Origin of the sequence: Chitinophaga sp. NPDC101104 (assembly GCF_050277495.1) — a bacterium.
Taxonomy (GTDB): domain Bacteria; phylum Bacteroidota; class Bacteroidia; order Chitinophagales; family Chitinophagaceae; genus Chitinophaga.
The window spans coordinates 203,136-218,369 of the sequence record NZ_JBNNSF010000001.1; the positions used below are offsets into that span (position 1 = coordinate 203,136).

Below are 15,234 nucleotides of genomic sequence, written 5' to 3' on the forward strand. Positions count from 1 at the left end.
CGAAAGTATGATGGACTTTATACGGAAGGCGTCCCCGTTCGGACAACTGGCGATTTTATTGGGATTGATGTCGGTCTGCTACCTGGGGTACAGTGTGGTGATGCTGATGGTCTTCCCGGCTATCAGCGGCGGCTATACGGTAATGCATGCCCAGGACCCCGCTGTTATGGCAATACCTTCCGTCGCATCCGCCTTTCGGATAATGCAATTTTTCTATACGTTCTGGTTGTTCCTCGTTCCCGGATTCCTGTTCGCCTGGGCTATGGGCCGGCCGGGGCAGTTTCTTGGGTTAAAGCGGAATATACCTTTCCTCCAGTTGATCCTGGCCTTGCTGATCCTCCTCTGTTCGCTGCAGCTGGTGGCGGCTTCGGCCGAATGGAATAAAGCGATTCCCCTCCCCCAACGGTTCCATGATATGGAAAAAATGCAGGAAAAGCTCACGAAATACCTCGTGCAGATGGATGATTCCTGGTCGCTGGTCCGGAATCTGTTCTTGATGGCGCTAATGCCGGCCATCGCCGAAGAGGTATTTTTCCGCGGGTGTATGCAGCCTTTGATCCAGAAGCTGTTGCGGAATGCCTGGCTGGGCGTTATCGTGACCGCGATCCTGTTTTCCGCCTTTCATTTCCAATTCCTCACCTTCCTGCCCCGTGTAGTGCTGGGCTTCGCGATCGGCGCGGTGTTCCTTGTAACGGGGAACCTCTGGCTGGCCATCGCGGCCCATTTTCTCAACAACGGCATGCAGGTGGTATTGTTTTATCTTTACCAGAACAAACTCATCAGCAAAGACCCTTCCGCCGACGAAACGGTGCCCTTGTATCTCGCCATTTTCAGCGCCGTCATCACGGGGCTCCTCATCTGGAGGCTCCAGCAGCGCGCCAAACAGGCGGGGTACAACTGGAAAACGGCATTGGCGGGACCAAAAAACTAACATTATGGAAAAAGACTGGGTAAAAGTGTACGCAAGCAACATCGCCTACGAATCCGAGATCATCCGCGGGATGCTCGACGAAAACGGGATCGAAGCCGTGATCGTCCCCCGGCAGGATTCATCTTTCGTGACCATGCTTCCGGGAATGGACGAAGTATATGTGCACGTCTCCAACGAGGCGCAGGCCAAACAGCTCATCGCAGAAAGCCGCCCCGAGCCCGGGAAAACGGAATAAACCGGGAACCACCGGTTCAACTTAAATCAACACATGAAGACTTTCATTACGCGGACCATCACCGCCCTGTTTTTCGTGGCCATCATGCTGGGAGGCATTTTATGGTCGGGACTATCCTTTTTCGCCCTGTTTTTCATCATCAATTTCTTTGCGCTGCGGGAATATGCTAGCCTGGTGCGCCATATCGATCCCGACTACACGGAAATTTCGCCCTGGCATCGCAACGGTGTGCTGGTGGCGGGATGTGCATTGTTTATGTCCATTGCGGGCGACCGGTTCGGGTACGAAGGGTTTTCACTGGGCGAGATCGGCTGGGTGCTGACGTTTATTTTCCTGCTGGTGATGCCGTTGGGGGAAATCCTCATGGGCAAGAACTTTTCGCTGAAAACGATCGGATATTCGCTGCTGGGGCTGTTGTACGTGACCGTCCCCTTCGGGATGCTGGTGGATATGAGCTTTTCACAGGACGTAGTGCCTGGTTTCGGCCAGCAGTACGTCTGGCTGTACCCCCTCACCCTGATCTGCGCCATCTGGATCAACGATACCATGGCTTATATCGTAGGCTCCCTCATCGGGAAAACCCCGTTCGCCCCGGCCATTTCGCCGAAAAAGACGATCGAGGGGACGGTTGGCGGGATGATCCTCGCGGTGGCGGCAGCCGGCGTGTTCGGTCATTTCTGGGGGTATCAGTGGATGCCGTTACAACACTGGATCGCCTTCGCGGCCATCGCAGCAGTCTTCGGGACGGCGGGCGATCTGCTGGAATCGCGGCTCAAAAGGCTGGCAGGCGTAAAAGATTCGGGGAGCATCATGCCGGGGCACGGCGGTTTCCTCGACCGGTTCGATTCCCTGCTCGTGGCCGCCCCCATCGCCTGGATCTACATGCGGCTCTTCTTCTGATAAACATTTTTCTTCATACCTTCGTACCGCCTCTATTAAAAAGGCCAGATAAAATCTACTGAATCATGACGATCCACCGTGAGGGCACCGCTACCATCGCCCTAACATTCGCCGTACTGGCGCTGCTCAACATCGCAGTGTTCTATTTCCTTTTCGATACGCCGGTACTGTGCTATACGCTGCTGGGTATTTCCATCGTGTTTTTCCTGTTCATCGTTTCCTTCTTCCGCATCCCCTCCCGCGAAATGAAATTCGACGAACGGCAGGTGATCGCCCCGGCAGACGGGAAGATCGTCGTGATCGAGGAAACCTACGAACCGGAATATTTTAAAGACAAGCGCCTCCAGGTGTCGATCTTCATGAGCCCGGCCAACGTGCACGTGAACCGCAACCCCATCAGCGGCAGCGTGAAACTCAGCCAGTACCACGCCGGCAAATACCTCGTGGCCTGGCACCCGAAAGCCTCTACGGAGAACGAACGCCATACGGTCGTGATCGGCAACGGCAAAACCGACATCCTCGTGCGCCAGATCGCCGGCGCCCTCGCACGCCGCATCGTCAATTACCTGAAACCCGGTATGGACGTGAAGCAGAACACCGAAATGGGATTCATTAAATTCGGCTCCCGTGTAGACCTGTACCTGCCCATCGGCACCAAAGTGAACGTGAACCTCGAACAGATCGTCCGCGGCGGCCAAACCGTGATCGCTGAATTGGCCTGATGATTTTAACGTTTCTTTTCAAAAGGGAAACCGTATCTTCAATCATACAAAGACACACCGCATGAAACAATTCTTTTTGACGCTCTCCGCCGTAGCACTGCTCGCCGGCCCGGCACTCGCCCAGGAAAAGCCTGTTGCGACGAAAAAGGCTCCCGCCAATAAAGAGGAAGCCTGCCACAAGGGTAAAGACGCATCCTGCTGCCAAAAAGAGACCGCCGCCAAAGGCAAATCCTGCTGCATGCCGATGCCCTCCCGCTCGCAAGCCGCCGCCAAAGCCTCGGCCGCCAAAAAGAAAACTGCGGACAAAAGCTGACTTTTTGCAGCCATTATATTGGGAAGTCCCGGTAGCATTACGTTACCGGGATTTTTTTGTGCCTACAATATGTTCTTCAGCTCGGAAAGGTTTTTGATCGTGTAAGTCGGGGAAACGCCCTGCTGTACGAGGTTCGGCGCAAAATACACCTGGTCCATCCCCGCTTGCTGCGCACCGAGGATGTCTACCTCCAGCGTATCGCCGATCATGATACTGTCTGCCGCCGTGGTGTTCGACAATTTCATCGCATAATCGAAAATTTCGCGGTGCGGCTTCAGCGAGCCCGCGCTCTCGGAAGTCACGATATGCGTAAAATAATGACCGATCCCGGAGTGCTGCAGCTTCAGTTTCTGCGTTTCCTCAAACCCGTTTGTGATCAGGTGGAGGGGATATTGTTTATCGCGCAGGTAGTCCAGTACCTCGACCGTGTCGGGGAAGAGCGCGGTTTTGGTGGGGAGGATTTCCAGGAACCGCTCGCTGAGGGTTTGGCACAGTTTGTCGTCGCACAGCTTGAACGCGAGGAAAGTTTGCGTGAAGCGTTTGATGCGCAGCTCGTTGCGGTTGATGAAGCCCTTGCGGAAGCGGTCCCACAGTTTATCGTTGATTTCCGAATACACCACGAAGAAATCTGCGTAGGAGGAAATGCCTTTGCCGGCAAGGTTATGCTCGTAAAAAAGTTCCTGCAGGGTGGCGTTGGAGTTGGCTTCGAAATCCCAAAGGGTATGGTCCAGGTCGAAAAAAATATGTTTATATCTCATGATGGGTCCGTTCGTTGGCTAAAGTGGTGAAAGGCAAAGGTACGACAAATCCATTTTTCCCTTATTTTGCCGTATTAAAAGCGTATTAACAACAAGACACACAAGGGTATGTATGCAATCATCACAGGCGCCAGCAAAGGCATCGGGAAAGCGGTAGCGGAAAAGCTGGCGGCGGAAGGGTTTGACGTGGCGATCTGCGCCCGGGGCGTGCAGGAGCTGGAAGCAACGGCGCGCGGCATCCGGGAGCAAAGTCCCGCTGCCAGGGTGCTGGCGCTGCCGGTGGACATGGGCGACAAGCAGGCTGTGCTGGCTTTCGCCGACGCCGTTCGCCGCGAGTTCGGCGACGCACCGGCCATCCTCGTCAACAATGCGGGCATCTTCGTGCCGGGGGCGGTGCATGAGGAGGAAGACGGTCACCTGGAAAAAATGATGGCCGTGAACCTTTACAGCGCCTATCACCTCACGCGTGCCTTCATCCCCGCCATGAAATCGGCGAAGAAAGGGCATGTTTTCAACCTTTGTTCCACGGCCAGCCACAAGGCGTACCCCAACGGCGGGTCGTACAGCATCACCAAATTCGCCCTGCTCGGGTTTTCGAAAAACCTGCGGGAAGAAATGAAGCCCCACGGCGTGAAAGTCACCTCCATCAGCCCGGGCCCCGTTCTCACCGCTTCCTGGGAAGGGTTCGACGGGCCGGAAGACCGGCTCATGGAGCCGGCAGACGTGGCGTCCATGCTCTGGGCGGCATATAACCTCAGCGCCCAGGCGGTGATCGAAGACATCCTGATGCGCCCTCAGCTCGGGGACCTCGGGTAAATGTGGGATGACCCCCAAATCCTTTACTGTAGCCATTTTCAAGCTGCTTTTTTAACTTACTTTTAACTTGTCCGCGGCAAAGGCCGGCCAGGCATTGGTTAAATTTGTCATAGATGAAGTTTTATATCGCCAGATTGAGAAAAAATCTCGTTTTGCTCTTCGCCGTACTGCTGACGGCGGCAGGCGCCAGCGCCCAGGAATTCCGCTTCACCGCGCAAGTCAACACCAACGTGATTGCGCAGGATGAATATGTGCAAGTCCAGTTTACGCTCATCAACCCCACGAACCTCAGCGAATTCAAGGCGCCCTCGTTCAAGGGCTTCGAAGTGGTGCAGGGGCCTTCGCAACAGCAGGGCATGTCTAACGACAACGGGCGTGTCACCACCTATTATGCATTTTCATACACCCTGGCCCCTACGCAGCCCGGCAACTTCACCATTCCCGGCGCCACGGCGCGGGTGGATGGAAGAACGGTACGCAGCAATCCCGTTTCCATCGAAGTGACGAAAGCCGGAACGCCCGTGAAGCCGCAGGCGCAGCAACCCGTACAGCCGAATTACCCGCAGCGCCGGTATCCCGGAGAAGCGCATCCCGGCGTGCTCCGCCCGGGCGACGATGCCAGGGAACAATTGCGAAAAAACGTGTTCGTGCGGGTGGAAGTAGATAAAACGAACGTATTCGAAGGGGAACAGATCACCGCCACCTATAAATTGTATACCCGGCTGCCGACGAACTCCAGTGTTACGAAAGTGCCCGCGTTCAAAGGGTTTTCCGCCAAAGACATGGACATTCCCAATCCGCCGCGGCCAACCGAAGAAATGGTGAACGGCGTGCCTTTCAATGTGTTCGTGATCCGCAAAACGTTACTGTTCCCCCTGCAATCCGGCGAGCTGGAACTGGACCCCGCGGAAGTGGATAACCAGGTCCATTTCGTGAAAGTAGGCGGCAGCGGCCAGCGCAAACGCGCGCAAACCAACGATCCGTTCCAGGATTTATTCGCAGACGATCCCTTCTTCGACCAACCTGAAGCCGAGATCGTTCCCTACAGGATCCAGAGCCCCGTGGTGAAAGTGCAGGTGAAGCCGCTGCCGGCGGAAGGCAGACCGGCCAGTTTCAATGGCGCCGTCGGGCAATTCACCATGAACGCTACGCTGGATAAGGACCAACTGAGCACCGACGATGCACTTTCGCTGAAAGTGGCCATCAGCGGGCGTGGCAACGTGAACCTGTTGAACGCTCCGCCGCTGGACATTCCGGCCGCATTCGAAAAATACGATCCTACCGTTACCGACAATATCGAAAAGAACAGCAATCCCCTCAGCGGCAGCCGCACGTTCCAATATGCGCTCATGCCGCAGCAGAAAGGCGATTACACGCTGAAACCGGTCGAGTTTTCCTACTTCGATCCCGCGGCGAAAGCTTATAAAACCATCACATCCGCGCCGTTCAGCGTTCATGTGGTGCAAGGGAAGGAAGTGAAGAAAGAAAAAGCCGATTTCGGCGGACAAACAGACCTGGCGGGCATCCGTACCAGTGGTACGAAATGGAGCAAGCAGCGCCCGTTCTTTTTCGGGAAGCCCCTGTTCTGGGTGCTGTTCCTGCTGCCGGTGCTGGCCATTGCCGGGGTGGCGTATTACCGCCGCCGCGAGCAGTACAACACGAACAATGCCGCGCTGCTTCGCCATCGACACGCCAACAAGGTGGCCCTGAAACGCCTGGAGCTGGCGGCACGTTATCTGAAGGAAGGAAAAGACAAGGCTTTCTACGAAGAAACGTCGCGCGCGCTGTGGGGCTACCTCAGCCATAAGCTCCGCATCCCCATGGCCGAAATGTCGAAACAGCGGGTGGATGATAAATTGACGAAACTTCGCCTCAGCGATGCCGCCAAAGAAAAACTCTTCGCGCTGACAGACCGTTGCGAACGGGCGCTCTACGCGCCGGGAGACTCTGTGGAACTGCGCCAGGGCGCTTACCAGGAAGCCGTTGAAGTGATCACCAATATCGAAAACGAAATCAAAGGACGGGCGTAAACCACGCCGGAAAAACAGTTATATGCAACCATTCATTTCTTACTGCGCCCGCCTCCTCCTCGTCTTCCTGCTTGCCGCAACTGCCGTCAAAGCCCAGGAGCCCGCCGCCTTCAATGAAGCCAACCGGCTCTACGAACAGCAGCAGTTCGCCGAAGCCGCCGCCAAATACCAGCAAGTGATCGATTCCGGGTTCCAGGTGGCAGACCTGTATTTCAACGCGGGGAACGCTTACTACAAATCCAGCCAGACGGCCATGGCCGTTTACAGCTTCGAAAAAGCGCTCCGCCTCCAGCCCGGCGACGAAGCCATCGAGCACAATCTTGCCCTGGCCAACCAGAAGGTCGGCAGCAACGTGGAAACGCTTCCGCTGCTTTTCTTTGAGCGGTGGTGGCTGCAATGGCAGCAGCTGCACACGCCCGCAGGATGGGCCAACTGGAGCATCGCCTGGAGCTGGATATTTTCCGCGCTCATCATCGCTTACTTCTTCTTTCCCGTTCCGGGAAAAAAATACATCCGCTGGGCGCTCGCCGTTACCGGCATCTTCCTCGTCGGCTATTTTTCCATGGCCGCGTGGATGCACAGCCAATCCTTCAACAGCAACGACGCCATCGTGATGAACAATTCGGTGAAGGCCAAATCCGCACCCGACGATGGGGCCAAAGACCTGTTTGAGCTGAAGGAAGGCATGAAGGTAAAAGTGCTCGACGCCACCAGCCAGTTTGGTAAAGTGCAACTGTCTGACGGGAAAACCGGCTGGGTGCCGGTGAACGAGATCAAGCGGTTATAATTTCTCGATCTTTTCCAGGAATTCCTGTTTGCGGTTGCGGGCCAGCGGCACGGTGCGCCCGTCGGCCATTACGATATCCCCACCATCGCCCTTGATGTATTTGAACATGTGGGACAGGTTGATGATGAAGCTGTTATGCGTGCGGAAGAATCCCTTGTCGCGCAGCGTATCGTCTACATCCCGCAGTGGCCGGCAAATCATGACCGGTTTGGGGGATTCGTGCAGGAAAATGCGGGTGTAACTTCCTTCCGATTCGCAATACAGGATATCTTTCACGGGGATCATGCGGAGCCCGTCGAAGGTAGGCAGTGCCACGCGCCCGAACTGCGGCATTTGTTCGCGCAGGAGGCGCAGGACCGTGTCTGCCTGCATCTGGGCCGCAGGGTGAAGTTCTGCGGCTTTGTTCACGGCTTGTACCAATTCTTCCTTACCAATGGGTTTGAGGAGGAAATCGAGCGCGCTGTGGCGGATGGCTTTGATGGCGTAGCGGTCGTGCGCGGTGGTGAAGATGACGGAGAACCGGTGCCAGGAGCAGTTTTCGAGGACGGAGAAACCGTCGGCGCCGGGCATTTCCACGTCGAGGAACACGAGATCGGGCTGGCTGCGCTCGATGGCGGCGCGCCCTTCTTCCGCCGATCCGCTGCAGGCAACGATTTCCAGTTGCGGGCAGTATCGGTTCAATTGCATGCGCAATACTTCGCGGCAGTGCTCTTCGTCGTCTATAATGATCGTTTTCATGGGGGTACAGATATGGCGGTGTGTATTCCGGTCAACTTCGGGGTATCCAAATTTACTTAAAAATCCTTTCTTCATGCGCCACCTCGTCGTAGGTCACGTCTGGCAGGCGGATGAGGGTATAGGTGCCGATGCGTTGGTGATGCTCGTCGTACCGGTGGCCGGAAGTAATGTTGGCATGCGTATGGTACCGGTGGTTGATCCAGTGGAGCCGCTCCCCTGCTACGGCGATGGCGGGCGTTTTCTGTTGATGGAGATGGAACGCGCCATGCCGGGCGATGCCGTTGTCTTCCAGCCTGACGAACATGCCGTCGTCATTTTTCCCGATTTCGACCTGGATGTATCCTTTGCCTTCTTCGCGCTGCAGGAGGCGGTTCCAGATGGCGTTTTGTACGTATGGCTGGATGAGGAACGGGGGGATGAGGACGTTGAGGGGCGGATGGCCGGGCAGCAGGCGGATGTCGTATTCGAACTGACCGTCGAACCGGAGGGATTCCAGTTGGAGGTAGAGATCGAGGGTTTCGAGGTCTTCTTCCAGGGAAATCCATTCGCGGCTGCTGTGTTCCAGCGTCATGCGCATGAGGCGGCTGAAGCGGGTGAGGTAGGAAGAGGCCATGTCGGTGCTGGAGGAAAGGATGAAGCTATGGATGGCATTGAGGCTGTTGTAGATGAAGTGCGGGTTCATCTGCGTCTGGATGGTGTGAAGTTCCAGCGAGGCTTTGCCGCCCTGGAGGTGGTATTGGGCCTGCATGCGGCGGCGCATCCTTCTTTCCCGCCACCAGAACGCACCTGCCACGAGGGCTCCTGCGAGGAAGAAAAGGATGGTCAGCGATACAGCGGTACCCGGGAAAAACGATGGTTCCGGCGCGGCAACCGTTGGATAAGCATGCGATTGAACCGTGGCATTAGCGGGGTTAATCATATCGAGTTCTAGTCCGCTCAAATATAATCTGCGGCCCGGCTCCGGAAAAGAGGGAAGTCATAGCTGGCGGGCGCCGCCGGAAAATCGGCGGCACAGCGGGGTTATCTGGCAAAAGGCTTTATCAGCCGTCGGTAAACTTGTAGCCAACGCCCCGGACGGAGTGGAAATAGCGGGAATTGCGGCTGTCTTCCTCGAAGTATTTGCGGAAATTGAGGATGAAGTTGTCGATCGTGCGGGTGGTCGGATATACGTTGTAGCCCCAAACCACCTGGAGTATTTTTTCGCGGGTAACCACTTCGCCTTTGTTCTCGATGAGGAGCTTCAGCAGCATGGTCTCCTTTTTGGACAGTTCGTGGTGCTTACCGTCTTTGCCCACACATTCCTGCGCGGCGAAATCGATCATATTGTTCCCGAAACGGTATACGTTGGGCACGCTGTCCTTATCCTGGATCTTTTTGTTTTTGACGATGAGCTTTTCTACCCGGAGAAGCAGTTCCTCGAGGTTGAAAGGCTTGGTCATATAGTCGTCTCCCCCTTTCTTGAGGCCCAGCACGCGGTCGGCGCTGCTGTTCTTGGCGCTGAGGAAAAGGATGGGCACTTCGTTGTTCTGGATCCGGATGTTCTCGCAAACCGCCAGGCCGTCCATCTCGGGCAGCATGATGTCGAGTATGATGAGGTCGAAATATTCGTTCTTGACGGCTTTGAGGGCGCTGGTGCCGTTATCTACCGCCGTAACCTCATAACCTTCCAGCTCCAGGTTGAGTTTTAATGCCTCCTGCAGGTTCTCTTCGTCTTCTACCAACAAAATTGATGCTTTCGTCGCTTCCTTCATAAATGCATTGGGTGAATGGTGAACGGTAAAATGCTTTTCCGGTTATTGCCTATAAAATTACGTACAACCGGTTAATTTTATACAGGTTGGAGGGAATAATCCTGCCATTTGATCTCAAAACACGTGCCTTTCGGCAAGTTGTCACGCACGGAGATGGTCCCGCCGTGCTGTTCCACGATCTTCCGGGTGAGGTAGAGGCCCAGTCCGGAGCCCTTCGACTTCCGGGTATTCTCGTTCCCGATGCGGTAAAACTTCATGAAAATCTTGCTTCTCTCCTCCTGCGGAATGCCGCTTCCTTCGTCGCAAACCCGCATCAGCAGGTCGTTTTGCTCCGTCTTCAGGCTCACTTCGATCTTCGTCCCCTTCGGCGCATACTTCACCGCATTCTCTACGAGGTTGTTCAGCATGAGCGTGATCATAAATTTATCCGCTTCCATCCCGATCCCCGGCTCAATGTCTGCCAGTATGTCGTGACTTTGTATCCGGTCGCGCAGCTCCTGCAGCGCATTGCCCAGGGCCTGGCTCAGGTCCAGCGGCTCCAGGAAGGGCTGGGAGTTCTGATGTTCGAACTGCGACGCCAGGAGGATGTTGTTGCAGAGCTGGTCGAGCCGGTTCGTTTCCCGGATGGTGGCGTCGAGCAGTTTCTTCTCTTTTTCTTCGTCGAGCTTATGTTTACGGAGCGTTTCGAGGTTGAGTTTGGCGATGGCGATGGGGCTTTTCAGCTCGTGGGTGACGGCCATCATGAAATTCTGCTGTTGCTGCTGCAGGCGCATCTGTTTCCACACGGCGCGGTATACGATGGAAGCGCCGGCGAGGATGATGATGAGAAAAATGGTGCCTTCGCCGATGTACTTGAGGGTGCGCATGCGCTGTTCGTGATGATGGCGCTGCATCTCCCGCATGAATTCGGACGGTTCTCGCAACAGGTGCACCCGGTGCGTCAGTTCCAGCTGTTCGTAATAGGCGATCTCCTTCGATTGCTGGTGTAGCAGGATGCCCCACCAGAAAAGCTGGACCACGGTATATGCCAGTACGAAAATGTAAATGGCGGTGACCGTCTTTTTGCCCGGAAGGGCTGCTGTGGTCGACTGTTTCTTCATGCCTTATTTACGCGGAGCGGCTTTTTCCACGCGGAGGCCAACGCTGAGCATATCGGGCAGCGGGTCCTGTCGCATGTTCTGCTCGAAAGTGAAACGATACGTGCCGGCCCTGGGGAGGATGGCGTTCTGCTGGATGGGGATGCGGTGCTCGAAGATATCGTCGAGGCCGCTGCCCAGCCATTTGCCGTAGCTGTCTGCCAAAGGCAGCTCCACTCTCCGGGATTGCGGGAGGCTGTCGCCCGGCAATTGGGTGCTGACGATCAGCCAGATGTTGTTGTACGGGTAAGCGTCTTTGTGGCGGACGTTCACGTACAGGTTGTAATAGTACGCCGTGTCTTCATTGCCAAGCGTTACTTCGTATTGTGGTTTGAAGGACTTGTTCCAGCTGGATTGCGGGATGTCCCTGTTTTTTTCGAAGGTATCCAGCCTCGGTGGCTTGCAGGCGAAGGCGAGCAGGCCGAAGGCGAGGCAGGCGAAGCGAGATATCGTCTTTACGGTCATATGCTGTATTAGAGTACGTTGAGCACCTGCTCTTTGGCTTTCTCCAGTTCGTCTTTCATCATTACCACCCATTGCTGGATGCCTGCGTCGTTGGCTTTGGAGCCGGTGGTGTTGATCTCGCGGCCGATTTCCTGGAGCACGAAGCCGAGTTTTTTGCCTTTGGCGGGTTCCGCTTCGCCCAGGATGTCTTTGAAATAGCGGCAGTGGTTCTGGAGGCGAACGAGCTCTTCGGAGATATCGAGTTTTTCCAAATAGAAAATGAGTTCCTGTTCCATGCGGTTGCCGTCTACATTCTCTTTGCCTACGTATTCGGCGAGGAGGGTTTCGAGGCGGGTGCGCACTTTATCTTTCCGGAGCGGGTCCAGTTCGCGGACTTTCTCGGTGTAGAGGAGGATATTATCGATACGGAGCAGCAGGTCTTTTTCGAGCATCTGGCCTTCGTCTACGCGGTGGGCGTCCATTTCTGCGACGGCTTTGCGGACGATGGCGGCTACTTCGTTCCATTCATTTTCGGTGATCTGTTCGCTGGCGGGAGACACGACTTCGGGGAGTTTCATGAGCACGTTGAGCATGTCTTCCTGGGGGATGGCGAGGTCTCGCGCCATGCCGGAGATGGCTTCATGATAATACCGCGCCAGTTCGGTGTTGATGACAACGGGGCGGGTGGCGCCGTTCTGTTTGATGTTGATCGTGGCGTCGAGGGTGCCGCGCTGCAACTCCTGCTGGAGGATGTTACGGATGTCGAATTCGTAGGGTTTCAGTAAGGGAGAGAGTTTGAGGTTCACTTCGAACTGCTTTCCATTGAGCGATTTGATCTCGGCCACAATGGTTGTTTCTCCCCGGGTTACTTCCGCACGGCCGAAGCCGGTCATGGATTTCAGCATATTATCTGTTTAATGTGACAAACCTAGTCAATTATTGTCATATTTCGGCCGGAGGGCCAGCGTGTTAGCGGAAGAGTGCGGCTTCGATCTCTTTTTTGCCCATCATGACCATATCGCCGGGCTGCATGTTTTTGACGTTGATGCGGCCGATGCGGTAACGGATGAGCCTCAACGTGGGGAAACCCACTGCCGCGGTCATTTTCCGTACCTGCCGGTTTTTGCCTTCGCTGAGCACGAGCCGTATCCAGGGCGCGGGGATGTGCTGCCGGAAACGGATGGGCGGGTTGCGGTCGGGCACTTCCGGCGGTGTGGTGAATATCGATGCCTTCGCGGGTTTTGTGCGGAAGGGTTTCCCATCCACCGTGATCGTCACCCCTGCTTCCAGTTGCCGGACCGCTTCGGGCGTTATCGCCCCGTCTACCTGCACCCAATATTCCCGTTCATGTGCCTGTGCGGGATGGAGCAGGCGTTGGTTGAGGGATTTGTCGTTCGTCAGGATCAGCAGCCCTTCGCTGTCATAATCGAGGCGCCCTACCGGGTACACGTCTTTGGGCACGTCGAAGTAATCGGACAAAACGGCTTTGTCGCCCTCTTTCCCGAAACGGGTCAATACCTGGAACGGCTTGTAAACGGCAAAATAGGAAAGGCTCACGCGCACTGCTTTGGTTAAGGGCCTGTAAATTAGTAATTTTGCCGCATCCTTAGCGATTTTATGGCATATGACATGTTAAGCGAACCATCTCCCTGCCCGTACTGCGGCAAATACCTGGGCGAAATCTTTTCCGCCGCCACGCCTGAACATGTGGAAGAGATCTCCAACGCCAAAACCTGCAAGATCTACCGTAAAGGGCAAGACATATTCCAGGAAGGCGGGCATCCTTACGGCATCTATTTCGTGAATTCGGGTAAAGTGAAGTTGTCGCACAGCGGCGACGAAGGTCGCGAGCAGATCGTACGCCTGGTGAAGCCGGGCGATCTCATCGGGTATAAGGCGCTCATTAGCAATGCACCATATACGGCTACGGCTACCGTGCTGGAAGACAGCGCGGTTTGTTTCATCCCGCGGGAAGTATTCCTCGGCCTGTTGCAGAAAGATCCCACGCTTGCGTTGCGCATGATGCAGATCCTTTCGAGCGAGTTGCGGAGAGCGGAGCAGAAGATCACGCACCTGGCGCAGAAGCCGGTCCGTGAGCGCCTCGCCGAAACGTTGCTCACGCTGAAGGAAACGTACGGGCTGGAAGACGATGAGCAAACCATCAACGTGATGCTGTCGAGGGAAGAGATCGCCAACCTCGTGGGCACCGCTACCGAATCTGCCATTCGCCTCCTCTCCGAATTCAGGAAAGAGAAAGTGATCGACCTCGCCGGGAAAAAAATCCGCATCCTCCGCCTGCAGCAACTCATCAAAATGGCGAATCTCCAGGATTGATTCCCTTACATCCCGAAGTTTTGACCGCAAAAGGCATTTAAAAGCCGAAAATGAACGGAAACCCGTCCCGCCGACTATCTACCCATCCACGTCCGGAACGCGAAATATAACGCCCCGTAAACCGGCGCAAGTTGATGCACGTGTGTTGATGTGATTGATGAAACGCTGTGGTGGAAAGGCTTTCAGGGGGAATTAAAAAAGTCTGACTGCGAGAACAATCAGACTTTCTTAGTATTTGAATGGGTTAGTAAGTACAGGGAAATAAATTTCCCTACACAATATTAAAAAGAATTTCATCACAAAAGAAAAATTTTACAAGAAATTTTATTCACAAGCAAAAAAAAATTGTGGATAACGCCCCCTAACTTTGCTTCGATTTAACGATGTACATATGAAGTTTGACACACCGATACCGGTTACGGAAATAGCAGCGCTTACCGGCGCAACGCTGAAAGGCAACGAAACGCTGATGGCTACGGGCATCAACGAGATACATAAAGTTACACCGGGCGACATCTCGTTCGTGGACTTCGAGAAGTATTACAGCGCCTGCCTCAACTCGGCGGCCACCATTATCATCATCAACAAGGATGTGGACGTTCCTCCCGGCAAAGCGATCCTCGTTACCGACGATCCGTTTTCCGCGTACGTGGGCCTCGTAAAACGCTTCCGCCCCTTCGTTCCGCAAACGCAGGCCGTGAGCGATAGCGCGGTGATCGGGGAAGGGACCGTCATCTCTCCCGGCGTAGTGGTGGGCCACCATGTCACCATCGGCCGCAACTGCGTCATCCACCCCAACGTCACCATTTACGAACATACCGAGATCGGCGACAACGTCATCATCCATTCCGGCACCGTGATCGGGGCGGATGCGTTCTACTTCAAGAAACGGGCAACCCGCGAAGTGATGTGGGACAAACTCGTGAGCTGCGGGCGCGTCATCATCGAAAACGACGTGGAGATCGGGGCGCTTTGCACCGTAGACAAAGGTGTGAGTGGCGATACGATCATCGGGCAGGGCACCAAGTTCGATAACATGGTCCACATCGGCCACGGCACCATCATCGGCCGCAACTGCCTCTTCGCCGCCCAGGTGGGCGTAGGCGGCAAAGCCATCATCGAAGACAACGTCATCCTCTGGGGGCAGGTAGGTGTGAACAAAGACCTGACCATCGGGAAGGGAGCTGTCGTTTTCGCCGGAAGCGGCGTGAAAGATTCCATCGAAGGCGGGAAAAACTACTTCGGTTCGCCGGTGGAAGAAGCGCGCACCAAGATGAAAGAGCTCGCCTGGATCAAAAGGATCCCCGAAATGTGGAACAAACTCAAAGGATAATTTCCA

18 protein-coding genes are annotated in these 15,234 nt (G+C 55.2%); 10 read left to right on the forward strand and 8 right to left on the reverse strand.

What is annotated here, in order from left to right:
- Positions 1-7 precede the first annotated feature (7 nt).
- The 5 genes from ACQKLP_RS00920 to ACQKLP_RS00940 all read left to right on the forward strand — a co-directional run bounded on the left by ACQKLP_RS00920 (position 8) and on the right by ACQKLP_RS00940 (position 3,101).
- Entirely contained in the window at positions 8-931 is a 924-nt protein-coding gene (locus ACQKLP_RS00920; protein WP_427319187.1) for a CPBP family intramembrane glutamic endopeptidase, read from the forward strand.
- Positions 932-935: 4 nt separating this feature from the next.
- Entirely contained in the window at positions 936-1,166 is a 231-nt protein-coding gene (locus ACQKLP_RS00925; RefSeq protein WP_341842173.1) for a putative signal transducing protein, read from the forward strand.
- 33 nt (positions 1,167-1,199) lie between these two features.
- A complete protein-coding gene (locus tag ACQKLP_RS00930) occupies positions 1,200-2,066 on the forward strand; it encodes a phosphatidate cytidylyltransferase (protein ID WP_427319189.1) in 867 nt (288 codons plus the stop codon).
- Positions 2,067-2,131: 65 nt separating this feature from the next.
- On the forward strand, positions 2,132-2,788 hold the full coding sequence (locus ACQKLP_RS00935) for a phosphatidylserine decarboxylase family protein (RefSeq protein ID WP_341842175.1): 657 nt from the start codon (positions 2,132-2,134) through the stop codon (positions 2,786-2,788).
- 61 nt (positions 2,789-2,849) lie between these two features.
- Entirely contained in the window at positions 2,850-3,101 is a 252-nt protein-coding gene (locus ACQKLP_RS00940; protein ID WP_427319192.1) for a hypothetical protein, read from the forward strand.
- Between the two features lie 62 nt (positions 3,102-3,163).
- On the opposite strand, the gene ACQKLP_RS00945 is transcribed toward ACQKLP_RS00940, so the two are convergent.
- Positions 3,164-3,859 (reverse strand): YjjG family noncanonical pyrimidine nucleotidase, encoded by a 696-nt coding sequence (locus tag ACQKLP_RS00945; RefSeq protein WP_427319194.1) that lies wholly within the window; start codon positions 3,857-3,859, stop codon positions 3,164-3,166.
- A gap of 108 nt (positions 3,860-3,967) precedes the next feature.
- Between ACQKLP_RS00945 and ACQKLP_RS00950 the strand changes: the two genes are divergently transcribed.
- The 3 genes from ACQKLP_RS00950 to ACQKLP_RS00960 all read left to right on the forward strand — a co-directional run bounded on the left by ACQKLP_RS00950 (position 3,968) and on the right by ACQKLP_RS00960 (position 7,492).
- On the forward strand, positions 3,968-4,675 hold the full coding sequence (locus tag ACQKLP_RS00950) for an SDR family oxidoreductase (RefSeq protein ID WP_427319196.1): 708 nt from the start codon (positions 3,968-3,970) through the stop codon (positions 4,673-4,675).
- 113 nt (positions 4,676-4,788) lie between these two features.
- Positions 4,789-6,705, forward strand: a complete 1,917-nt coding sequence (locus ACQKLP_RS00955; protein WP_427319198.1) for a BatD family protein — start codon at positions 4,789-4,791, stop codon at positions 6,703-6,705.
- A gap of 22 nt (positions 6,706-6,727) precedes the next feature.
- On the forward strand, positions 6,728-7,492 hold the full coding sequence (locus ACQKLP_RS00960; RefSeq protein ID WP_427319200.1) for a tetratricopeptide repeat protein: 765 nt from the start codon (positions 6,728-6,730) through the stop codon (positions 7,490-7,492).
- On the opposite strand, the gene ACQKLP_RS00965 is transcribed toward ACQKLP_RS00960, so the two are convergent.
- From ACQKLP_RS00965 to ACQKLP_RS00995, 7 genes are all read right to left on the reverse strand, one after another.
- On the reverse strand, positions 7,487-8,230 hold the full coding sequence (locus tag ACQKLP_RS00965) for a LytR/AlgR family response regulator transcription factor (RefSeq protein WP_427319202.1): 744 nt from the start codon (positions 8,228-8,230) through the stop codon (positions 7,487-7,489). The genes ACQKLP_RS00960 and ACQKLP_RS00965 overlap by 6 nt on opposite strands.
- Before the next feature lie 52 nt (positions 8,231-8,282).
- Positions 8,283-9,149 carry a histidine kinase gene (locus tag ACQKLP_RS00970; protein WP_427319204.1) on the reverse strand — a complete coding sequence of 289 codons (867 nt, stop codon included), beginning with the start codon at positions 9,147-9,149 and terminating at the stop codon, positions 8,283-8,285.
- A 121-nt stretch (positions 9,150-9,270) separates the two neighbouring features.
- Positions 9,271-9,981 carry a response regulator transcription factor gene (locus tag ACQKLP_RS00975; protein WP_109695708.1) on the reverse strand — a complete coding sequence of 237 codons (711 nt, stop codon included), beginning with the start codon at positions 9,979-9,981 and terminating at the stop codon, positions 9,271-9,273.
- Between the two features lie 77 nt (positions 9,982-10,058).
- Positions 10,059-11,081 (reverse strand): sensor histidine kinase, encoded by a 1,023-nt coding sequence (locus tag ACQKLP_RS00980; protein ID WP_427319206.1) that lies wholly within the window; start codon positions 11,079-11,081, stop codon positions 10,059-10,061.
- A gap of 3 nt (positions 11,082-11,084) precedes the next feature.
- Positions 11,085-11,582 carry a gliding motility lipoprotein GldH gene (locus ACQKLP_RS00985; protein ID WP_341842185.1) on the reverse strand — a complete coding sequence of 166 codons (498 nt, stop codon included), beginning with the start codon at positions 11,580-11,582 and terminating at the stop codon, positions 11,085-11,087.
- A gap of 8 nt (positions 11,583-11,590) precedes the next feature.
- Complete coding sequence (locus tag ACQKLP_RS00990) at positions 11,591-12,466, reverse strand: YicC/YloC family endoribonuclease (RefSeq protein WP_427319208.1); 876 nt, start codon at positions 12,464-12,466, stop codon at positions 11,591-11,593.
- A 64-nt stretch (positions 12,467-12,530) separates the two neighbouring features.
- Positions 12,531-13,118, reverse strand: coding sequence for a pseudouridine synthase (locus tag ACQKLP_RS00995; RefSeq protein ID WP_427319210.1), 588 nt, complete (start codon positions 13,116-13,118; stop codon positions 12,531-12,533).
- Positions 13,119-13,190: 72 nt separating this feature from the next.
- Here ACQKLP_RS00995 and ACQKLP_RS01000 point away from each other — a divergent pair, with 72 nt between their 5' ends.
- Both ACQKLP_RS01000 and ACQKLP_RS01005 read left to right on the forward strand, forming a co-directional pair.
- On the forward strand, positions 13,191-13,895 hold the full coding sequence (locus tag ACQKLP_RS01000) for a Crp/Fnr family transcriptional regulator (protein ID WP_341842188.1): 705 nt from the start codon (positions 13,191-13,193) through the stop codon (positions 13,893-13,895).
- A gap of 391 nt (positions 13,896-14,286) precedes the next feature.
- Entirely contained in the window at positions 14,287-15,228 is a 942-nt protein-coding gene (locus ACQKLP_RS01005; RefSeq protein WP_427319212.1) for a UDP-3-O-(3-hydroxymyristoyl)glucosamine N-acyltransferase, read from the forward strand.
- Positions 15,229-15,234 lie beyond the last annotated feature (6 nt).